General features: G+C 40.8%; 19 protein-coding genes, 5 tRNA genes and 1 pseudogene. 10 read left to right on the top strand and 15 right to left on the bottom strand.

Features of this window, described 5'->3' with window-relative positions; translation table 11 throughout:
- Nucleotides 1-2: 2 nt before the first annotated feature.
- From NSMS1_RS26165 to NSMS1_RS35190, 11 genes and pseudogenes are all read right to left on the bottom strand, one after another.
- Nucleotides 3-109: transfer RNA gene (locus NSMS1_RS26165), tRNA-Tyr, on the bottom strand.
- Nucleotides 110-115: 6 nt separating this feature from the next.
- Nucleotides 116-212, bottom strand: a tRNA-Glu gene (locus NSMS1_RS26160).
- 34 nt (nt 213-246) lie between these two features.
- Nucleotides 247-314, bottom strand: a tRNA-Lys gene (locus tag NSMS1_RS26155).
- 201 nt (nt 315-515) lie between these two features.
- Nucleotides 516-590: transfer RNA gene (locus NSMS1_RS26150), tRNA-Cys, on the bottom strand.
- An 85-nt stretch (nt 591-675) separates the two neighbouring features.
- Nucleotides 676-750 (bottom strand) — tRNA-Asp (locus NSMS1_RS26145).
- Between the two features lie 200 nt (nt 751-950).
- Nucleotides 951-1,501: pseudogene (locus tag NSMS1_RS26140) on the bottom strand (HNH endonuclease).
- A gap of 84 nt (nt 1,502-1,585) precedes the next feature.
- Complete coding sequence (locus tag NSMS1_RS26135; RefSeq protein WP_224087578.1) at nt 1,586-1,816, bottom strand: hypothetical protein; 231 nt, start codon at nt 1,814-1,816, stop codon at nt 1,586-1,588.
- Between the two features lie 317 nt (nt 1,817-2,133).
- Entirely contained in the window at nt 2,134-4,602 is a 2,469-nt protein-coding gene (gene ppsA / locus NSMS1_RS26130) for a phosphoenolpyruvate synthase (protein ID WP_224087577.1), read from the bottom strand.
- A 1,031-nt stretch (nt 4,603-5,633) separates the two neighbouring features.
- Complete coding sequence (locus tag NSMS1_RS26125; protein WP_224095360.1) at nt 5,634-6,140, bottom strand: HARBI1 family protein; 507 nt, start codon at nt 6,138-6,140, stop codon at nt 5,634-5,636.
- A 29-nt stretch (nt 6,141-6,169) separates the two neighbouring features.
- Entirely contained in the window at nt 6,170-6,319 is a 150-nt protein-coding gene (locus NSMS1_RS26120) for a helix-turn-helix domain-containing protein (protein WP_263432520.1), read from the bottom strand.
- Nucleotides 6,320-6,418: 99 nt separating this feature from the next.
- Nucleotides 6,419-6,550, bottom strand: a complete 132-nt coding sequence (locus NSMS1_RS35190) for a hypothetical protein (protein WP_263432521.1) — start codon at nt 6,548-6,550, stop codon at nt 6,419-6,421.
- Between the two features lie 257 nt (nt 6,551-6,807).
- On the opposite strand from NSMS1_RS35190, the gene NSMS1_RS26115 reads away from it, so the two are divergent.
- From NSMS1_RS26115 to NSMS1_RS26105, 3 genes are all read left to right on the top strand, one after another.
- Nucleotides 6,808-7,914 carry an IS630 family transposase gene (locus NSMS1_RS26115; RefSeq protein WP_224087570.1) on the top strand — a complete coding sequence of 369 codons (1,107 nt, stop codon included), beginning with the start codon at nt 6,808-6,810 and terminating at the stop codon, nt 7,912-7,914.
- Nucleotides 7,915-8,115: 201 nt separating this feature from the next.
- Nucleotides 8,116-8,985, top strand: a complete 870-nt coding sequence (locus NSMS1_RS26110; protein ID WP_224087576.1) for a GGDEF domain-containing protein — start codon at nt 8,116-8,118, stop codon at nt 8,983-8,985.
- Between the two features lie 579 nt (nt 8,986-9,564).
- Nucleotides 9,565-13,512: a DUF2157 domain-containing protein gene (locus NSMS1_RS26105; protein WP_224087575.1), complete on the top strand. Its 3,948-nt coding sequence runs from the start codon at nt 9,565-9,567 to the stop codon at nt 13,510-13,512.
- A 157-nt stretch (nt 13,513-13,669) separates the two neighbouring features.
- Here the strand turns inward: NSMS1_RS26105 and NSMS1_RS26100 are convergent, their stop codons facing one another.
- Together NSMS1_RS26100 and NSMS1_RS26095 are read right to left on the bottom strand one after the other, a co-directional pair.
- Nucleotides 13,670-14,977, bottom strand: coding sequence for an NF041680 family putative transposase (locus tag NSMS1_RS26100; RefSeq protein WP_224087574.1), 1,308 nt, complete (start codon nt 14,975-14,977; stop codon nt 13,670-13,672).
- A 288-nt stretch (nt 14,978-15,265) separates the two neighbouring features.
- Nucleotides 15,266-15,661, bottom strand: coding sequence for a transposase family protein (locus NSMS1_RS26095; RefSeq protein WP_411908648.1), 396 nt, complete (start codon nt 15,659-15,661; stop codon nt 15,266-15,268).
- Nucleotides 15,662-15,936: 275 nt separating this feature from the next.
- On the opposite strand from NSMS1_RS26095, the gene NSMS1_RS26090 reads away from it, so the two are divergent.
- Both NSMS1_RS26090 and NSMS1_RS26085 read left to right on the top strand, forming a co-directional pair.
- Nucleotides 15,937-16,296, top strand: a complete 360-nt coding sequence (locus NSMS1_RS26090) for a helicase-related protein (protein WP_263432542.1) — start codon at nt 15,937-15,939, stop codon at nt 16,294-16,296.
- 30 nt (nt 16,297-16,326) lie between these two features.
- Nucleotides 16,327-16,680, top strand: a complete 354-nt coding sequence (locus NSMS1_RS26085; protein ID WP_224087572.1) for a hypothetical protein — start codon at nt 16,327-16,329, stop codon at nt 16,678-16,680.
- 146 nt (nt 16,681-16,826) lie between these two features.
- Here the strand turns inward: NSMS1_RS26085 and NSMS1_RS26080 are convergent, their stop codons facing one another.
- Both NSMS1_RS26080 and NSMS1_RS26075 read right to left on the bottom strand, forming a co-directional pair.
- Nucleotides 16,827-17,162, bottom strand: coding sequence for a transposase (locus tag NSMS1_RS26080; RefSeq protein WP_224085446.1), 336 nt, complete (start codon nt 17,160-17,162; stop codon nt 16,827-16,829).
- A complete protein-coding gene (locus tag NSMS1_RS26075) occupies nt 17,128-17,478 on the bottom strand; it encodes a transposase (RefSeq protein WP_224085447.1) in 351 nt (116 codons plus the stop codon). The genes NSMS1_RS26080 and NSMS1_RS26075 overlap by 35 nt, the downstream gene beginning before the upstream one ends.
- 80 nt (nt 17,479-17,558) lie before the next feature.
- Here NSMS1_RS26075 and NSMS1_RS26070 point away from each other — a divergent pair, with 80 nt between their 5' ends.
- The 5 genes from NSMS1_RS26070 to NSMS1_RS35185 all read left to right on the top strand — a co-directional run bounded on the left by NSMS1_RS26070 (nt 17,559) and on the right by NSMS1_RS35185 (nt 20,798).
- Nucleotides 17,559-18,095 carry a type I restriction-modification enzyme R subunit C-terminal domain-containing protein gene (locus tag NSMS1_RS26070; RefSeq protein ID WP_224095357.1) on the top strand — a complete coding sequence of 179 codons (537 nt, stop codon included), beginning with the start codon at nt 17,559-17,561 and terminating at the stop codon, nt 18,093-18,095.
- A gap of 50 nt (nt 18,096-18,145) precedes the next feature.
- The gene (locus NSMS1_RS26065; protein WP_224087571.1) at nt 18,146-18,427 is read left to right on the top strand and encodes a type I restriction-modification system subunit M N-terminal domain-containing protein; all 282 of its coding nucleotides are present in this window, start codon (nt 18,146-18,148) and stop codon (nt 18,425-18,427) included.
- Nucleotides 18,428-18,596: 169 nt separating this feature from the next.
- Nucleotides 18,597-19,703 carry an IS630 family transposase gene (locus tag NSMS1_RS26060; protein WP_224087570.1) on the top strand — a complete coding sequence of 369 codons (1,107 nt, stop codon included), beginning with the start codon at nt 18,597-18,599 and terminating at the stop codon, nt 19,701-19,703.
- Between the two features lie 6 nt (nt 19,704-19,709).
- Nucleotides 19,710-20,621, top strand: a complete 912-nt coding sequence (locus NSMS1_RS26055; protein WP_224095356.1) for a class I SAM-dependent DNA methyltransferase — start codon at nt 19,710-19,712, stop codon at nt 20,619-20,621.
- Nucleotides 20,622-20,666: 45 nt separating this feature from the next.
- Entirely contained in the window at nt 20,667-20,798 is a 132-nt protein-coding gene (locus tag NSMS1_RS35185; RefSeq protein ID WP_263432541.1) for a hypothetical protein, read from the top strand.
- Nucleotides 20,799-20,812: the final 14 nt, after the last annotated feature.

Below are 20,812 nucleotides of genomic sequence, written 5' to 3'. Positions count from 1 at the left end.
GATGGGTCGGGTAGGATTTGTTGGCGAAGCCTTCTCGAAGAGTACCTACGAAGCACAGAGGCATCCGTTTTACAGACGGTTTCCTTAAACCAGACTTGGATACCAACCCATGAGGCAGTGCAGACGGGACTTGTTCGCGTAAGCGTTCTCGAAGAGTACCCGCTAATTACACGCTTGAAAGACGTGCCGCTCGACCACTTCGCTTCTGCACCATGTATGCCGTGCAAGTTGAAAAAGCTGTTGATTCACACACAGGAATTGAACCTGAATAGACTGTTTAAAAGACAGTTGCCTTACCATTAGGCGAGTATGTAAGCTTTTTCGATTAGGACACGGCAACGCACAGACAAGGATTTGTAGCCGTAGGCTTCCCGAAGGGTACCCTGACCAAAGGTTTTGGAGACCTTGATGCTGCCATTACACCATCTGTGCATTTGGTAGCAGCGACGGGAGTTGAACCCGTATATCCAAGGGCTAGAGCCGAGTACCTTACCGTTAGGTGACGCTGCGACGTTTGGAGTCCGAGGTGGGGATTGAACCCACGATGGTTGGTTTTGCAGACCAACGCCTTCCCACTTGGCTACTCGGACACACTTGGAAGCCTTGACGGGAGTTGCACCCGCTTCTCTTTGACTGAGAATCAAAGCGACTTTTCTATTTGTCCACAAGGCTACACGGGGATGACGAGACTTGAACTCGCGACTTCCTGTTCGACAGACAGGCACTCTTAACCAACTGAGTTACACCCCCACGTTGGGTGGCAATTATTTAGTTTTCATGGTTCTGAAGTGTTTGCTCTATGCCTTTTTGGGAGGCTCTATTGCTTCACTACATATATACTACATAATGTATTACAAAGTGTCAAGGGGATACTACAAAATTTTTTGGGAGGTGAGAGGGCAGCATGATGTAATCGTTGTATTACCCTCTCTGATTGAGTTTGAAGTCAATTACTCGTTTTCACTCAGGCGTTGTGCGTTCCAGAATTGTTCAGCAAATGCAACTGCTGGGTGAATTGGAGCTTTGGGTTTGGTTTTGAGTACCATTCCTGCTTCATGGGGTAAACGTAGGCGTAGCCCGTCGCAGACATCGCTCTTTGTTGAATTACACTTGGAACAGGCTGTGACAACGTTGTCCCAAGTATGTTGTCCACCTTTTGAACGGGGAATTACATGGTCAAGCGTTAAATTTTTGGTGCTACCGCAGTATTGGCAGGATTGTCTCGCCTCAAAATCTCACGACGGTTTACAGCAGGTACTTTCCAATACCGTTCAGGATTGCCAACAGTTAAACGGATATGTTCAGATACTTGTAGTACAACACTGGGCGAACGAACTTCCCACTGCTTTGTAGTACCAAAATTCACTGATTCTGCTTGACCTGTGACTAAAAGGACAATTGCTCGTTTGATATTGATGCGTGCTAGTGGTAAGTAGTTTTTCGAGAACACTACAACTGAATTTTGTAGTGTGTGGGGCTGACTTGGTGGTTGAGCTTCCATAATGTTGATTACTCCTCAAAAAATAACCCCCGCCTCTGATGATAAGGAGCGGGGGTCAGGTAGTTGATACTTTCTGTGTGGGTGCTAGACAACATTGCACCCCCCGCTTTGGTTGAGTTTGTCTTGATTCAGCCAAGAGGCTAATGCTCCAAAAATGCCAACACTTATGGATTTATCGCTGATGAGGTAAATTGCTTCAAATACGCTACGCATGTAGAAGCTAGCAACTTCTCGCAAGGAAATTGCTCTGCCTGTACCCCGATGGGGTCGGCAATCTACCGAGTTATTAATAGTTAATGGAAACTTGCTGATCATTGAATTTTTGTAGTATTTGTAATTGACGCTAGTTATATACTACAATTGTAGTATTATTTTGTCCACTACCTGTATGCGAGGATAGGCAAGATGTCCGCCCCACAAGATGGATAATTTATTTCTTGGCAAATATGCTACAAAAATTTTGGGAATCGGTATAACGAATTTCCGAAATAGTAAATCTAGGGGCTGTAGTCAATATCAGACAAATGGATTATAAATAACTTCTATAAATAGCCAGGGGACTATAATCCCACAAAAGCCCAGTCATAATGACTGGGCTTTTTGGCAAGGTGCAATGATAGTAAGGAGAGAAGTTATTTACTTTGCTGTTCTACCTTAGCGATTTCCAGCATAGTCTTTAATACAGAGTCGGGATTGAGACTGATAGAATCGATTCCTTCTTCTACTAAAAACTGAGCAAATTCTGGGTAATCGCTTGGTGCTTGTCCGCAAATGCCGATTTTGCGGTGCTGTTTTTTTGCAGACGCGATCGCCATTTTCACCATTTGTTTTACAGCCGGGCTACGTTCGTCAAACAGTCGTGCAACCAAAGCCGAATCTCTATCTAACCCCAGTGTTAATTGCGTCAGGTCATTGGAACCAATGGAAAAGCCGTCAAACACCTCGGCAAACTGTTCAGCTAGGATGACGTTACTCGGTAATTCGCACATTACATAAACTTGTAAGTCATTCACGCCTTGTTTCAAACCATGTTTAGCCATCTCTGCTAAAACTAAGCGTCCTTCTTCTGGTGTGCGACAGAAAGGAATCATGGGAATGACGTTAGTTAAACCCATCTCATCCCGTACTCGTTTAATAGCATGACACTCTAAAGCAAAGCCTTCTCTATAACCCACATCATAATAACGTGCTGCCCCCCGCCAACCAAGCATGGGATTTTCTTCTTCTGGTTCAAATTGGGGGCCGCCTGCAAGGTTGCGATACTCATTACTCTTAAAGTCTGACATTCGCACAATCACGGGTTTGGGATAAAAGGCCGCCGCAATTCTTCCGACTCCTTGGGCTAACTTATCAACAAAATACTGCGGCTTGTCATCATACATTTTTGTAATTGCCGCAACTTTAGCTTTTTGTTCTGCATCCGCCAATTTATCGAAGTGGATCAACGCCAAAGGATGAACTTGGATTTGATTAGCAATGATAAACTCTGTCCGCGCTAAACCAACTCCATCATTAGGAATAGCAGATAAACTAAAAGCTTCTTGAGGATTACCCACATTCATCAAGATTTGGGTATGGGTGCGAGGTAAGTTTTCTAAGGGAACTTCTTTGACCTCGAAAGGTAATAAGCCTGGATAAACTTTCCCTTCTTCTCCTTCCGCACAAGAAACTGTCACCTCTTGACCAGTTGTTAAAACTTGCGTAGCGTTACCACACCCCACGATCGCCGGCACACCTAATTCTCGTGCAATAATTGCTGCATGACAGGTACGACCACCAGAATTTGTAATAATCGCACTAGCACGTTTCATAATTGGTTCCCAGTCAGGGTCAGTTCTCTCAGTTACTAAAACTTCCCCAGCTTGGAATTGTTCTATTTGTTTGGGGTCTAAAATAACTCGTGCTTTCCCTTGGCTAATTGCTTCGCCAACAGCACGACCAGTAACTAAGGGGAGTAGGGAGTGGGGAGTGGGGAGTGGGGAGTCATTATTACCTAATACCAATCGATAACTCCGCAACACGTTGCCATTCTTCTGCGACTGGACGGTTTCAGGACGTGCTTGCACTACAAAAAGTTGGTTAGTAATGCCATCTTTTGCCCATTCGATATCCATCGGGGTATAACTACCGTGGGCTTGGGAATAATGATCCTCAATTAAACAAGCCCAATGAGCTAGTTGTAAAATTTCTGCATCACTTAGAGCAAATTGATTTTGTTCTTGGGTTAATACGGGTTCATTTTTTGTAGATTGGGAGCCTTGATCATAGACCATTTTTAACTGTTTGCTGCCCAATTTTTTATCAATGATTGGTTTAAATCCTGCTTTTAATGTAGGTTTGAAAACATAATATTCATCTGGATTGACTGCACCTTGGACAACGTTTTCACCTAAACCATAGGCGGCTGTAATTAATGCTGCATCTTTAAAACCTGTTTCTGTGTCAATAGAAAACATGACTCCAGATGTGGCGAGGTCAGAACGTACCATTTTCTGCACACCCACAGCCAAGGCAACATTAAAATGGTCAAAGCCTTTGGTGTGGCGATAGGAAATTGCTCGGTCTGTAAATAGGGAAGCAAAGCATTTGTGGCAAGCTGTTAATACTTGTTCTACACCTACTACATTGAGATAGGTTTCTTGTTGTCCAGCAAAACTTGCATCGGGGAGGTCTTCGGCGGTGGCGCTGGAACGGACGGCGACATCTGTGTCAGGGTTGTACTGGTCACATAAACTGCGATATGCAGTGGCGATCGCTTCTTGTAATTCTAGAGGAAATGGGGTGTGCATGAGGAGCGATCGCGCTTTTAGCCCCCGTTCTTGTAGGTTTCGCACATCCTCCACATCCAAATCTGCAAATAATTCGCGCAACTTGGCTTCTAACCCAGCCGACTGAATGAAATAGCGATAAGCATAGGCTGTTGTGGCGAACCCTGTCGGTACGTTTACGCCTTTGGGTGTAAGCTGTTGAATCATTTCCCCTAATGAGGCATTTTTACCCCCTACCAAGCCAATATCTTTAATACCAACCTCATCAAACCAGAGAACAAGCGATTTCTCTTTAGATAACTGTGTATAAGTGTTTTGAGATACTGTCACCATAAGTATTACCTCTTAATATTGCTCTGGTTCTGAAGAATTTAGTTTTTTGGATTTATTTTTTTTAATTGACAATCATAAGTCAAGAGATACGAAGAACCATGTTTTTGCCTTCGCTGTATACTTAATAATTCCTTTGGGATCACCATAGCAAAAAAAAATTAGTTTTGGTTTCCTATGCTATGTGTTCATGATTCTCAACAAACCAAAACTCTAGAAATCCTGCAAATTTGTTGTAAATAATTCAAGTCATATCTAATTCTTCGGTTTTTGACTTCCGCTAGTTAGATGAATCTATGTCTGTTGATGGATGTTTCGCGTAATAATTTGTTACACTATCAACCTCTTTTTGTATTGATTTTGAAATAAAAATGATTCTTGGAATTAGTCACATTACCTATCTGATTCCAGCATATAAAACATCTTTTAGATTTTATACAACTATTTTAAGTTATGAGGCTATTGCTAAAAGGCACAGAGATACTTATCTATTAGCCATTGCTAGATCCCCAAACACAGACAAATCTAGCAAACGAGTACACTCATCTCGCTGTTAATATTTCTGAGAATCAATTTTAATTCAATGCAAATTTAGTAGACATCTTTTCTACTATAAACTTACATAACTAACTTCCAAAATTAGAGAACTATCTATGAGTTCATAATCTTTGACTTGTCTGAAAACATCTTAGTTTCTTTGAAAGAACTACAAAGACATAATTTGGTGTAACCTGATATATCTTATGCTAATAGTTTTGCCAAAAGAATAGATTCTTTGCCAAAGGTATCTGCACAAAAACAAATAGCGTACTTACGTGTATTTATTGCATCCAGAAGTCACAATTATTTTATTTTTTCGTATAAATACTTAGCAATAGACATCTCCGAAAACTATCAAAGCTTTGCTGTGGCTAGCTTATGAGACGTAAATGCAAGCATCAAAAGCTAACTAGTGAATATGATAAAATACGGGTTTGAGATATTTATTATAGAGAACAAGACCAAAATATATGGTGATGTGCATTAATTTCATCTCAGGCGCTTGCGTGGATTTCTGGTGGTAATATAAGTGCGCCAATTCGGAATCTTACTAGTCCACAAATTGTCAAAATTACCTCAGCATATTTTTTCGGATTTAACCGAAATCTTTCTTGAACAACTCGAAATATTTTTACTGAACGGATTCGGTGTTCAACAAATACTCGTTTGGACGAAAACTCTTGATTTTGTTGTTTCTGGTCAATTGTTAACTTTCCTTTTCTTGGTGTTTTAATAGGAGTATCAATTAAATCTTCGCCTAGATATCCTAAGTCTCCCTGAAATTTCTGTTGTGGCTCAAAGTTATCACGGTTTTCTCGGAATAAAGTTATATCACTTTTTGGACCCGGTTCTCCTGCCACAACATCAACGATATCGCTGCCATTAGGCAAGATAATTATCTGAATTTTAAATGTATGTTTACTTGCTTTACCTGAGTAATATTTTTCTTGCTCTTTATTATCTCCAGGTCTTTCTCTGACTTGCTCATAGCTATCTACAATTAATTCATAATCTGTGAGTATCTCTTTAACTACTTGATAGTCAGATTCTTTTTTTTTACTTGTTCAATTAAACTGGATGGTAACAATTCTCTCAAGAGTGGCAACCAATAGTTAAATGTGTCATTTGCTGTAGACTCGCTCACTCCAAACTGGATACCCAAAAGTTGAAAGGTTGTCATATGCCTCAGATATACTAAGGTTAAAATTATTTGTTCTTTGATAGATAGTTTTGGTTTACGACCTCCACCACCAGTAATAATTCTAACTTTCTTGGATTCTCACAACGCTTGTTTCTCATGGTGTAACTGCTCTGTATTTTGGATTAATTGTTGTAACTGTTCATACTCCATACCAATTAACCGCTTTGTTTCTTTCGGATTCTCCTCAATGTGATTCAGTATATTACTCATATTTTAGTGTCAAAAAACTTCTCATGATGTTCTTTTACCACAAAATATACTATTTTGGAGATGTCTAATGAGCTTATTTTACGAACTCTTGTTGATTTGTTATGGTTGAAAACTTGAAATTACGTAATCTAAACAATAAATTTACAACTACAAAATCAAATTATTTTTATTTTTTCATAAAATATGATACCTATAGTAAGCTGCTACGCAGCTTAATTGTATAATATAAACTTAAGTAAAACTATTATCGGCCATATATGCCAGCAAAAAACCATCTTTCTCAAGAGCAGAAGGAAAGGCTACTGAAAACACTAAAAGAGCATGAAAATCCTTATGTAAGAGAGAAGATTCTGATTATTCTGTTGATAAATGATGGAAAAACATATCAAGAAATTAGCAATTTTTTAGAGATTGCATATCCGACAGTCGCATATTGGGCAGTTCACGGCGACCCGGATAATTTAGAAAGCTTTTTAGATGGAAGAAGAGAAGGTAACTGCCGCAAAGTTACCAAAGAATATGAAAATTTGTTATTAGAAATAATTGAGAAAGACCCAGTAGAAAATGGATATGAATTTGGTCGATGGACGGCGGCAAGATTAGCAACATATCTTGAAGAAACAACAGGAATTAAGTTAAGCGGCTCTCAAGTTAGGAGAATATTAGAGCGAAAAAAGTACGTTTACCTCTGGGCAAAATATAGCCTAGAGGACAAACAGAATCCTGAAAAGCGTAAGGCATTTCAAGAAAAGCTATCAGAATATTTAAGAATAACCAAAAAAACTCCAGAGCGTTTACAAGTATGGTTTTGGGACGAAAGTGGATTTAGTTTAAGAGTGATAAGAAGAAAAAGTTGGGGTAAGAAAGGTACAAGGAAAAAAGTTACAGGGCAAAGGAGAAGAGGAAGAGTAAATATTATGGGAGGGTTACGTTATCATGACAAGAAAAGAATAAATTTTGTCATAAAAAAAGGAAATGCAGATGTATTCTATGAACAGATTAAATCTCTAAATAATTTTCTGTTACAAGAATGGGTAGAACAAGGGAAATCAGTTGAAGAATTTAAAGATGGTTCAGCGAAAATAGTTATCATACTAGATAATGCTAGTTTCCATAAAAGGAAAGATATTTTATCTAAAATTGAGTCAGAAATGCCAAATATTATTCTAGAATTTCTTCCACCTTATAGTCCAGATTATAATTTAATTGAATTGCTTTGGCATTCAGCTAAAGAATATATAGCTCATAGATTGTTTGAGTCTGTATCACAGCTAGAAGAATTGTTAAATAAATTGCTCAATCAAGGTGGACTTATTATTAAATGGGAACGCAAGATTAAAAATAAAGGTAATGCTGTTTATTAACTTTAGCTGCGTAACAGCTTAGTAATATATAGCACAGACTCTCAGTCTTAAATTTTTTGGCTATTGAGTTTTTCAGTTTGTCAAGAGTAATTTTTCGGTACTAATAAGTTAAGTTTTAATAAAGTATAGATAAAATTTGAGTATAATAACAGACACGGCGGTGTGCAAGAAATGGCAAAAAAGCTTGTTAGGAGAGGTTATATGCGTTTTATCCAAACATTAGAGGCTAAACCTAAATGGTTCTCAAGCTTATTAAGCATATTGCTTATGTTAGTTATTAGTTTAATTGACTACTATATACCCCCAGAGATTTCCGTATCAGTACTATATTTAATTCCTATTGGTATTTCTTCATGGTTTGTTAACCAGGATATGGGATTTTTAATCTCAGTAGCCAGTGATATGAGCAGTCTCATAGTTAATCAAATTCAGGATAACTACCATCTGCATCCTTTAATACATTTTTGGAATGCACTAGTAATGTTAGCTTTCTTTTTATTTGTGAATCATCTGCTTTCACAACTAAAAGTTACCTTAAAAAATCTAGAAAAATTAGCCAGAACAGATAATTTAACAGGTTTAACCAATAGAGGTTTTTTTTTAGATATAGTCAATAGTGAGATTGAAAAGTCATTGAGACACCAAGAACCTTTAACATTAGCTTACGTCGATGTGGATGACTTCAAGCAAATTAATGATCAGTTTGGGCATAATTTTGGCGATCGCTTACTACAACTAGTAGCCCAAACTACTACAACCACCCTGAGAAAAATTGATGTAATTGCCAGAATAGGTGGTGATGAATTTGCTATTTTACTACCACGTACCAGTTATGGAGCAGCTGAAGTAGTACTAAAAAGAGTACAACAAGCTCTTTTATGTTCTATGCAGCAAGAAAATCTGCATGTCACTTTTAGTATTGGCGCTGTTACTTTTGAGCGTCCCCCACGTTCAGTTAATGAAATTATCGAAATCGCTGATAATTTAATGTACTCCGCTAAAAAGAAAGGTAAAAACTTATTGGAACATGAATTGTATGAGTTGGGATTGATGAGTGATAAGTGCTGTTAGCGGTAGCGGCGCGTTTAGCGCGTGTTGGTAGGGAGTAAGCCAAATAACTAATGACTAATGACTAATGATTAATGACCAATAAAAAACCCCGGCTATGCAACCGAGGTGATTAGGAGAAGTCCAAATGTCGATGGAAAATACCGATACCTTAATTCAATTGTGATGAACTAACTACACAAGAAATTTTTCTGAAAGCGGTAAGTTGGTCGTATCATAACCGCATCAAGTTAATCGTACTAACTCCACTGCCTGAAGGATAAATGTGAAGTTTTGCAGGCTTCTAGTTTTTTTAGCTCAACTGTTGTCCTTTGTTAAAAAAGGTAACAGATTCTTTATAAATTAGTCAACAATAATTGATATAGAAGAAAGCTATATAAAATATAAAGTTTAGTTATAGCAAAAATAACTAAGTATAAAATCTTAATTACATCATTTTTGCTTTAGTTAAAAATACTTTGACCCGTAACCTCTAGCCTCTTGTAAAAAATTTAATAGTCAGCAGAACAAGTGGCACAGCGATCGCGTAATTATAAACTTAGCCAATGAAGATGTATATATATTCCGATATCTCTGCGATTTATGTCATCGCCTCCTGATCATTCACTAAGAATCGAAGTTAAGCTACCTTCCTCCCATCCTCAACTACTAGAAGGGTTGGATATATGGTTGCGTTTGGGTTTGATAAGCGATACTCAAGTTAGGCAAATATGTAGAGAATATCTTGTTTGTCGGGTACAGTTACAACTCCAATCTTCGCCGGAAGAGGAACGGATAGGTGCAATCAGAACACCAGAAAAGTCATTAATAGCCCAGTTACCAGAACCAAAAAGAAAACAACCAAAACAACCAGCACAACCTAACATCGTTTCCCGAATGTTGCAGTCTTTGGGAGAAGAATTAAGTGTGCGGTGGCTGCTGTTTCTGGGAGTATTTTTAGTTGTAGTTTCATCTGGTGTACTAGCTGCAAGTCAGTGGGAGAAATTCCCGGCTTCTGGGCAGTATGGAGTTTTATTGGCTTATACTTTGAGTTTTTGGGGGTTCAGTTTCTGGGCTGGTAGACAAAATAACCTGAGATTGACGGCGCAGACATTATTAATTGTCACTCTGTTATTAGTTCCCGTTAATTTCTGGGCAATGGACAGCTTCGGGTTGTGGCATAATCCTCTAGACTGGATAACATTAGCGATCGCCGCCCCGATATTAACAGTAGTGACAACATCGCTATGTAGAAATCCCATAGTTATCGGTAACTTCCCCAGAGGAAATTTACCCTTAATAAATATTCTCGGTTTAAGTTATCTGCATTGGGGCTGGAAATTATCAGGATTCCCCTTGATTGCCGTTTATGCGGCAATGATCAGCACAACCATCATCACAATTTATCACAGCCGCCGACAGCAACACCGCCAATATATACCCTTGGCAAACGAAGGCGAACAACCCCAGAAACAGATTATTAATATCTATGCTGCCGTAATAGTCTATTCTTTATTACTGCTTTTATCACGAGCTATTTTTGTCGCTGGCGTTGATATTACCCAATTAGGTTTAGCCATTGGTGTTTGCGGTTGGTTAACAACTTGGCTAGCACAACAACAAAGAAAACCACAAACAACCCCCTCATCTCCCCCCACTCCCCTAACCCCGGTTGGTGAGCGTAGCCGAACCACCACCCCCTTCCCTTGGGAAAAACTCGGCGGTATCCTCCTATTCATCGGTTGGCTAGTAGCTGTCATAGATCATCCAGAACAGGCGATCGCAGTTAGTGGTTTAATCTTATGGGTTGAAGGAGTGCGGCTATACAGATACAACTTACAAGCAGATTTTGTCTTATCATTTGTCGTTGGTTTACAGGCGATTTGGTTAGGTTGGCGGTTAGTTCCTGCTGGAGTGCAGAAATTAGCGATCATTGTTGGTACGCAACTTACCCAAGCACAAAATGAACCTTGGGCATTACTGAGTATTGCCTTATTTCCTTACTTAGTTCTCGTCGTAGTTCTCACAGAAATCTTTCATCATCAGCGCAAGCGAGAATTGGCACAATGTGGTGAGTTTTTAGCACTGATATTTGGCACTTGTTTAACAACGATCGCCACAGTTAATCCTACCTTGCGATCGCTGAATTTATTACTGTCCACCATCACCTTAGCAACCGTCAGCCAACGACGTTCTCCTGTACCTGTTCCCTTAGTTTACCTCACCCACGTTGGCGGATTATTAACCCTAGTATCAATCATAGATAAGTTATTCCCCCGCCTCACTGTACCCCTGTGGGCAAGCATTCTCATCGTCCTCATGGTGGTAGAGTGGGCGTATAGTCTGGGAACTGGATTATGGCGACGTAGTGCATGGCACATCGGACTAGGGTTAGCTATTATCAGTTTCTTGTTGTTGTGGACTCATATCGAACCCGCTTGGGTGGGCGAATACAACAAAGGGCATTGGTGGATCATAATGTGGATAGCCACACCCATAACCCTGACAGGTTTAGCCAGTCGTACAACTGCCAAGCAACGCACCACTAATAGTCTATTGAGTATCCTAACGGTAGGGATGACACAGCTATTAACCCTACCCTTACCCGGAACCAGATTAATTAGTTTGGCTGTGAGTACGGGTGTGATGTATGCCAATAGCCACTATCTACCCAAGCAAGAAGTTGCAGGCGTTACCATTGGCTTTGGCTTAAGTTTGATTGCGGCGTTGTTGTGGGAAGGTATTCCCGGTTTACCACGCCTAGCCATTGCCGGATGGTATATTGTGGGTGCGATCGCCACTTTAAGTTTATGGTTAGGACGCACATTACTATTACGCCGTAGTCAGGAATTAGCAGGTGTATATGCAGTTGCGGCTGATAAATGGGCGATCGCACTATGTGGTGTAGAATTATCGCTGCTTACATACCATTCCTTGGGTATTTACCAAGATTTTACCAAGCCAGGAATTTTATACTTAATTGCCATAGCCATAACTTTAGGCGCAATTATTTATCGCAGTTGGCGACAACCCACAGACTGGGCATTTTATGGAATTGGTTGGTGTGTTGAGTTAATGGTAGCTGAGGTACTAGGATTTCGTGAACCTTCAATTATTCGGATTGCGATCGCTAACATTGCCTTGGGTTTATTTACGCAAGTTTTAGGCGAATGGTGGCGAAGACGTTACCAATTAACCAAACTACCCAGCAGTTTCCACATCCTACCTATATTCTATGGTCTATTTAGCGTCCTGTTACGAATTAACACCTTTACCGATTGGTCTGGGTTGTGTTCTTTAGGCGTATCATTAATTTTCATTGGTGTCGGGCGACGTAGCCAAGACTTCAAACCCCTGCTTTACTTGGGGATTGCTGGCGTATCCGTCTCCGCTTATGAAATCTTGTTCTATCAAATGTTACAAGCCTCTGGTGGCGGTTTGGGTGATGGCTTAATTGCTATGGCTGCCCTTGGCACAAGTATCATGTCAGCCTACCGCATCCTCACCCCTTGGCTGAAAAACTACCTCCGCCTGAGTACCCAAGAACTACAAGTAATTGCTCATCTCCATTGGTTGTGGAGTAGCGCCTTACTGATGACAGCAATTAGCTTTCCTATCCAAGTTAACCGCCTTGTGGGGTTAGGAACGGGAGCCGTTTTAATTGTCTACGCCATCCTGCAAGGTAAAAATGCACCAGACTCATCTGTGTCGCGTGTCTTCGGACGCATCAGTACAGCAGATTTATGGGTTTACCTGGGCTTCTTGTTAGTAGCAGGGATGAGAGTTTACTGGCGAGAAACTGCCGTAGGACAATGGATTACAGGCCCCTTAGTACCTTGGAATGGAGCGATCGCTTGCGTATTTGCCTACTTTTTGTATATATTACCGTGGCAACGTTGGGGATGGTCACAAAAACCTTGGCAACAAGCCGCCTATATTGTGCCACTGGTAATTTTAGGGGAAACCAGACTCTACGTTCACCCCTTCACTCTACTTATCGCCGCCGGCTTCTACGTCTTCTTAGCCAAGGTAGCCGAAAACATCCGTTTTACCTATATCAGTCTGGTGTTGATAAATTGGGCATTATTTAACTGGTTTGCTCAATTACGCCTTACAGATAGTTTATGGTACGTCACAGTTATTGGTTTATCACTGCTGTATATCGCCCAAATAGATCCACAACTAACACAACCGGACTCTAAAGTAGGTCGTCACAGCTTACGAGTTTTTGGTAGTGGCATAATATGTTTCTGGGCAATTCTATTCTATCAAAATGCCCCCCTCATACCTGGAAGTTTTGCTTTAATTGCCATCTTTGCGGGACTGGCTTTGCGAATTAGGGCATTTCTCTATGTTGGTACAGCCACCTTTTTCATTACCAGCATTTACCAGTTAGTAATTTTTAGCTTGCGTTACCCCTTCTTAAAATGGGTAGTCGGTTTATTGGTGGGTATTGCCTTAATCTCCATCGCTGCTAACTTTGAAACCCGCCGCGCACAACTAAATTCTCTACTTCGTAATACTAGTAATCAATTTGAGGAATGGGAGTAATATAAATTCAAAATTAAGAAAGTGATACGTAGTAAAGGTTTGGGCGTTTGCATCTGTATCAGATTTTTTAAAACTGGAGTTTAGACTAAGCAACAAGAAACGACCCAGCAACGCTGAGTTGAAAAGAAACAGGCTTTAGAGATGAAAATCTAAGGTACTAAGCAGATTCTGGTTGCTTCTTGCGGGGCTTAGTTGTAGTTTTTTTGACTATGGGATAGCGAATTCTACGTTGTCGTGGTTTTCCTGGTTTCCAGCCTGGAGACTTTCCGCGAGGTTTAGGCGAACGGGCTGGAGTACCAATCACCGCAAAAATGCTCCCCATTGCTTGAGCAACTCTGCCAGGAGTCAAATTGTCTAATGATTTGTGCCAAGGTAAAGGGTTATCAGCAACGATATCACGAGCCAACCACAATTCCCAAGTCATCAGAGGCATGAGGTCACTCCAACGCTCACATTGCTTGGGACTACTCAATTTAGGTAATGTCCAGTGCAAGCGTTGCTTCAAAAAACGATACCAGTGGTCAACAGTAAAACGTCGGAGGTAGAGTGGCCAAACTTCTTCTAGTGGTGGCATTTCTTCTCCCACCCAAGCCAACCATAAAGGTTTTGATATACGTAGGTTGCCTTCTGCATCCAGACGCTCAACTCGAATCAGCGACATTGGGCGTGTCGCAGTTTGATGAAAGTGTAAATTAAACCACAAGCTCACCTTCACCCGTCCCAGTTGAGGATGGTTGACTTCTATAGTCTCATTGGCTTCACTCCATGTGAGTGGTTCATTGAGTTTGAATTTGTCACCATGTTTCCTGGGTCGCCCTTTGCCAGAATATGGTGGTGGTGCGCCCCATAAACAAAGATTTGAACGCAAACGAACCAGAATGTCCGCTTTGATATTGTTCGTCTTCAACACAAAAGGAGCGCAGCCATACTCACTATCCCAAACTGTAATTGGTCTATTTGGTAAATTTTCACACACTTGCTGTAGTTGCCAGGTGGCCTTTTGTATCGGGTTTTCCCAACTGCTAATTCGCTCATGTCTCAAAGGTAACGCCCAACTGACCGAATCCTCTGGTATCCAAGCAATGGTACTATATCCCTGACCAACGGTAATTGGTTTGTTTGCGGCTATGGTGACACTGCTGTGTTCAATTGTCCTCTCCTGCAAAGTTACTGCATCTGGGCGTGACCAACCTGTGTGGTCGCCTGCTAACAACGGACGACCCTGTTGTGGCATCTGTTTGATGTATAACTGCATCAATTTTTGTCGCTGCGGTCTGCTATCTTGTAATGCTTCGTAGATGCTTGACCACTTACGTCTAAATGCTGGTGATAGCGCTAAATCTGCCAAACTGTAAGCGTTCCGAGTCAGCAATACTGCATCCATCAGTTCAAATGTTGCATCATGCGCTCTTCCCAAATGATTATAAGCTGCTTGACGAAATTCCTCTAATTTGGCACGTTTCATATTGGCAGATGAGAGTTGGTGGTTCTTCTCTCAGGTTCTGCTAATAAGGGGCCTGTGTTCAAGCACACCCCTTATTTTTTCTTCGTCGCGCGGCTATTTAGTCTAAACTCCAGGAGTAAAATTCACCAATAGACATCTCCGAAAACTATCAAAGCTTTGCTGTGGCTAGCTTATGAGACGTAAATGCAAGCATCAAAAGCTAACTAGTGAATATGATAAAATACGGGTTTGAGATATTTATTATAGAGAACAAGACCAAAATATATGGTGATGTGCATTAATTTCATCTCAGGCGCTTGCGTGGATTTCTGGTGGTAATATAAGTGCGCCAATTCGGAATCTTACTAGTCCACAAATTGTCAAAATTACCTCAGCATATTTTTTCGGATTTAACCGAAATCTTTCTTGAACAACTCGAAATATTTTTACTGAACGGATTCGGTGTTCAACAAATACTCGTTTGGACGAAAACTCTTGATTTTGTTGTTTCTGGTCAATTGTTAACTTTCCTTTTCTTGGTGTTTTAATAGGAGTATCAATTAAATCTTCGCCTAGATATCCTAAGTCTCCCTGAAATTTCTGTTGTGGCTCAAAGTTATCACGGTTTTCTCGGAATAAAGTTATATCACTTTTTGGACCCGGTTCTCCTGCCACAACATCAACGATATCGCTGCCATTAGGCAAGATAATTATCTGACTTTTAAATGTAAGTAGCTCAGTGTTAAAAATTATCGCTATTGCAAGGCAGGAGGCAGAGAGCAGTGCGGTCTTGGGCTTTGCCCAAGTGGAGCAACTGCGGAGAAGCGAAGAGGGTTATAGCTTTGTTTACCTTTTTTAACTTAGTTTTGTTTTTTCCCACCGACTTACTTATGTTTACTTGCTTTACCTGAGTAATATTCTTCTTGCTCTTTATTATCTCCAGGTCTTTCTCTGACTTGCTCATAGCTGTCTACAATTCATTGCCTGAAAAAACTTTAATTTTCTGTGCTACCGATGGTCATGCGGATATTGTTGTTAACCAGCTAAAGCAAGCGTTTCAGGCTATCTATGGCAGTGTGGAGGATGATGCAATTGTCAAGATTACAGGCAATGCAGATAAGCCATTAGAGTTGATTCGCAAGTTCCGCAATGAAGTTAATCCGAAAGTGGCTGTAACAGTGGACTTGCTAACCACAGGTATTGATGTTCCCTCAATTTGTAATTTGGTGTTTATTCGTCGCATCAATTCTCGCATTCTCTACGAGCAAATGTTGGGAAGGGCAACCCATCTATGTAATGATATTGGCAAAGAAGTGTTTCGGATTTTCGACGCAGTGTGATTATATGAAGCGATCGCTCCTTTATCTAGCATGAAACCTGTGGTGGTTAACCCCAATATTTCCTTTACTCAATTGGTAGAGGAGTTGGAAACAGTCAAAACTACTGATGCTCTAGAAATAGTCATTAACCAACTACTGGCGAAAATTCAGCGCCAACGCAGGCAGTTGAGTCTTAACAGTCAGGAACAGTTAGAAGCGATCGCCGGAATGCCATTATCAAATCTAGTTTCCCACCTCAAGCAAAGTACACCACAGCAGGTAAAACAATGGTGGGAACAAAGAAAAGCGATCGCCCAAATTCTAGATCGTCGAGATGGTGGAACTGCACCAATATTGGTTTCCCGCCATGCTGATGAACCTATCCCACGAATAAAATTCTGTTAATCCAGATGTGAATTGTCGCAAGAGAAAGAAAACCGTTGAAGCAGGCAGAAATTCTTTCCCACCGAACAACGAGTCGGCGATATTTTCTTTGAAACCAAGCAAAACAGCGCTCTTGTTGAAAACGCGGAACAGAAATTTTAATTGGTCTACCCCGATTTTTTCGATTCTTCCAAACACGCGCGCGGCAATTGAGGTCTGATTCCACGTTTACGCAATGCAGCCCGTTTGTCCTTGGAATCATAGCCTTTGTCAGCAGCCAGAACTTTAACACGTTTACGAGGTCTACCGGGTCTATTCGTTTTAACTTTGACACTATCTAACAGTGGTATCACTTGATCTGTTTCACTACCGTTGGCTGGAGTTGTGCGATTAGCCAAGGGCATACCATTACCATCAGTTAAGGTGTGTATTAAAATTCCCTTACCTTTATGACCGTACTTAACGCCTTCACCGCCACCTTTGCCAGGGGGAAAAAGACCCATCAACAGCACCGTAATTCCAGTTGATTAGGCTTCTTTCCTCTGCAATTCCTAGTATCCTTGCTTGTAAACTTTCCAAAGTTCCGTCCGTTTCCCAACGTTGCAACCATCTGTGCGCTGCACTTTTTGATGCCCAGATTTCTCCTGTGGGAGCATCACACCAACGGCATCCTGTTATCAATATATACAATAACGTGTTCAGTACATGACGAAATGGTGCATGAGGCATTCCCCTTCCTCTGTTTTCTGGTTCCTTGGGGAATATATCTTCAAACAACTTCCACTCCATATCACTTAACCCTTCAAATTTCCCCGCCATACCCTGATACAACTTACCGTTTTCAACAGCAGATTATCATATTGCTGGTATTAGTGGGATAGGTTCATGAGTTAGTCGCAATTGAAAGGGGTTACGGCAATGCTGAACGTCCAGAAGATTATTTAGAGAGTTTTCGCGCCTTCTTGCTGGAGAACATGAACAAAATTCCTGCCTTGGTGGTTGTCACTCAGCGACCGCGTGAATTAACTAGAGCGCAACTCAAAGAACTGCGAATGCTACTGGACACTGCGGGGTACTCAGAGACAAACTTACAGACAGCCTGGCGAGAGATGACCAATGAGGATATTGCCGCTTCGATTATTGGTTTTATTCGCCAAGCTGCTTTGGGTGATGCCTTAATACCCTACAGTGAACGATGCGATCGCGCCTTAAAAACCATCCTCGCCAGTCAACCTTGGACTGTTCCCCAGCGACGCTGGTTAGAAAGAATTGGGAAACAAATCAAAGCTGAAACCATAGTTGACCGCGCTGCCTTAGACCGAGGCGAATTTAAAAGCCAAGGCGGAGGGTTTGAGCGACTTAATAAGGTGTTTGGCGGAGATTTAGAAAATATTGTCATCAAGCTTCATGAAAGCATCTGGAATACTGCTATTTGATATAATCCGCGTTTAATCCATTATTAGTACAAAACTATTAATTACGAATTATGCCCACTTCGGATATTGTTCAAAAACTATGGAACCTGTGTTACGTCCTGCGAGACGATGGCGTTACTTATTTGCAATATGTTACGGAATTAACCTATCTATTGTTCCTGAAGATGGCGCAGGAGACAGGGGCGGAAACACAATTACCCGAAGGCTTTCGCTGGGTTGATTTGGTGAGTAAGGATGGAGTTGAACAGCTAACATTTTATAGGTCGCTGTTACTCATGTTGGGTTCTGAGGATTCTTTGCAGCGAGTACAGGCGATTTTTGCTAATGCTTAAACTTCTTTCAAACAACCGCGCATCCTCAAAAAGTTAGTCACCAGTATTGATGAACTTGACTGGTTTTCTGAGCATCGAGATGAGTTTGGCGATTTGTATGAAGGGTTAAGCTGCTACACAGCTTAATTGTATAATATAAACTTAAGCAAAAAACTATTATCGGCCATATATGCCAGCAAAAAACCATCTTTCTCAAGAGCAGAAGGAAAGGCTACTGAAAACACTAAAAGAGCATGAAAATCCTTATGTAAGAGAGAAGATTCTGATTATTCTGTTGATAAATGATGGAAAAACATATCAAGAAATTAGCAATTTTTTAGAGATTGCATATCCGACAGTCGCATATTGGGCAGTTCACGGCGACCCGGATAATTTAGAAAGCTTTTTAGATGGAAGAAGAGAAGGTAACTGCCGCAAAGTTACCAAAGAATATGAAAATTTGTTATTAGAAATAATTGAGAAAGACCCAGTAGAAAATGGATATGAATTTGGTCGATGGACGGCGGCAAGATTAGCAACATATCTTGAAGAAACAACAGGAATTAAGTTAAGCGGCTCTCAAGTTAGGAGAATATTAGAGCGAAAAAAGTACGTTTACCTCTGGGCAAAATATAGCCTAGAGGACAAACAGAATCCTGAAAAGCGTAAGGCATTTCAAGAAAAGCTATCAGAATATTTAAGAATAACCAAAAAAACTCCAGAGCGTTTACAAGTATGGTTTTGGGACGAAAGTGGATTTAGTTTAAGAGTGATAAGAAGAAAAAGTTGGGGTAAGAAAGGTACAAGGAAAAAAGTTACAGGGCAAAGGAGAAGAGGAAGAGTAAATATTATGGGAGGGTTACGTTATCATGACAAGAAAAGAATAAATTTTGTCATAAAAAAAGGAAATGCAGATGTATTCTATGAACAGATTAAATCTCTAAATAATTTTCTGTTACAAGAATGGGTAGAACAAGGGAAATCAGTTGAAGAATTTAAAGATGGTTCAGCGAAAATAGTTATCATACTAGATAATGCTAGTTTCCATAAAAGGAAAGATATTTTATCTAAAATTGAGTCAGAAATGCCAAATATTATTCTAGAATTTCTTCCACCTTATAGTCCAGATTATAATTTAATTGAATTGCTTTGGCATTCAGCTAAAGAATATATAGCTCATAGATTGTTTGAGTCTGTATCACAGCTAGAAGAATTGTTAAATAAATTGCTCAATCAAGGTGGACTTATTATTAAATGGGAACGCAAGATTAAAAATAAAGGTAATGCTGTTTATTAACTTTAGCTGCGTAACAGCTTACTTCAGAAAAATGCAGATGAGAAAAAATCTGGTGCGGGTCAGTATTTCACCCCTAGACCTTTGATTGATTGCATGGTTGCCCTGATTCAGCCACAACCAGGAGAATTGATCCAAGACCCGGCTGCGGGTACGGGGGGTTTTTTGATTGCAGGCGATCGCTATATTCGTCAACACCATGACCCCTTTGAATGGACTGAAGCCCAGCAATCCTTTCAGCAGTATCAGGCATTTTATGGGATGGAGTTGGTGCAGGATGCTCACCGCTTGCTGTTGATGAATATGATGTTACACGGAATCGAGGGGGCAGTTGATTTAGGTGACACCCTTTCTCCAGGCGGACAGCGATTAGCTAAAGCCGATGCAATTCTCACTAATCCGCCCTTCGGCACAAAAAAGGGTGGTGGTTTACCTTCGAGAGATGATTTCACCTATCACACCTCAAACAAGCAATTGGCGTTTTTACAGCAATACAGGTCACTCAAGCCAGGGGGACGGGCAACTGTGGTTTTACCCGATAACGTACTGTTTGAGGATAGACAAGGACGAGCGATTCGGGCTGACTTGATGAACAAGTGCAATTTACATACAATCTTACGGTTGCCAACTGGCATATTTTATGCTCAAGGTGTGAAGACTAATGTTTTATTTTTCCAGCGTGGCACAACGGAGAAAGGCAACACCAAAGCGGTTTGGTTCTATGATATGCGAACCAATATGCCCAGTTTTGGTAAGCGTTATCCTTTAACTCGTGAGCATTTCGCCCAATTCGAGCAATGCTATGGAGATGACCCCAATGGCAATAGTCCTCGTGTAGATTTGGGTGAGGATGGGCGTTTTCGCTGCTTTACACGGGATTATATTGAAAAACGTAATGAAAACCTGGATATTTCCTGGTGACGGGATGAGAGCCTGCAATCAGGGGATAATTTACCTGAGCCAGAGGTGATTGCTGCTGAGATTATGGAGAAACTGCGAGTTGCAACTAAGGAGATGGAAGCCTTGATGATATTGCTGGAAGGGGAAGAAGCAGCAGAGGCTGTTAGTTCTTCTGTGGGGATGCCAACCTTAGAATAGAAACATGAGTAATC

It is taken from the genome of Nostoc sp. MS1 (assembly GCF_019976755.1).
In the GTDB taxonomy this organism is placed as follows: Bacteria; Cyanobacteriota; Cyanobacteriia; order Cyanobacteriales; family Nostocaceae; genus Trichormus.
Note: the sequence above shows the minus strand (reverse complement) of the source record. Positions and strands in the feature narration are given on the sequence as shown.

Coding starts and splice junctions, on each gene's coding strand:
- NSMS1_RS26135 (WP_224087578.1), bottom strand. CDS start 1,816: ATGATCAGCAAGTTTCCATTAACTATTAATAACTCGGTAGATTGCCGA.
- ppsA (WP_224087577.1), bottom strand. CDS start 4,602: ATGGTGACAGTATCTCAAAACACTTATACACAGTTATCTAAAGAGAAA.
- NSMS1_RS26120 (WP_263432520.1), bottom strand. CDS start 6,319: ATGACAACCTTTCAACTTTTGGGTATCCAGTTTGGAGTGAGCGAGTCT.
- NSMS1_RS35190 (WP_263432521.1), bottom strand. CDS start 6,550: ATGAGTAATATACTGAATCACATTGAGGAGAATCCGAAAGAAACAAAG.
- NSMS1_RS26115 (WP_224087570.1), top strand. CDS start 6,808: ATGCCAGCAAAAAACCATCTTTCTCAAGAGCAGAAGGAAAGGCTACTG.
- NSMS1_RS26110 (WP_224087576.1), top strand. CDS start 8,116: ATGCGTTTTATCCAAACATTAGAGGCTAAACCTAAATGGTTCTCAAGC.
- NSMS1_RS26105 (WP_224087575.1), top strand. CDS start 9,565: ATGTCATCGCCTCCTGATCATTCACTAAGAATCGAAGTTAAGCTACCT.
- NSMS1_RS26100 (WP_224087574.1), bottom strand. CDS start 14,977: ATGAAACGTGCCAAATTAGAGGAATTTCGTCAAGCAGCTTATAATCAT.
- NSMS1_RS26085 (WP_224087572.1), top strand. CDS start 16,327: ATGAAACCTGTGGTGGTTAACCCCAATATTTCCTTTACTCAATTGGTA.
- NSMS1_RS26080 (WP_224085446.1), bottom strand. CDS start 17,162: ATGGGTCTTTTTCCCCCTGGCAAAGGTGGCGGTGAAGGCGTTAAGTAC.
- NSMS1_RS26075 (WP_224085447.1), bottom strand. CDS start 17,478: ATGGCGGGGAAATTTGAAGGGTTAAGTGATATGGAGTGGAAGTTGTTT.
- NSMS1_RS26065 (WP_224087571.1), top strand. CDS start 18,146: ATGCCCACTTCGGATATTGTTCAAAAACTATGGAACCTGTGTTACGTC.
- NSMS1_RS26060 (WP_224087570.1), top strand. CDS start 18,597: ATGCCAGCAAAAAACCATCTTTCTCAAGAGCAGAAGGAAAGGCTACTG.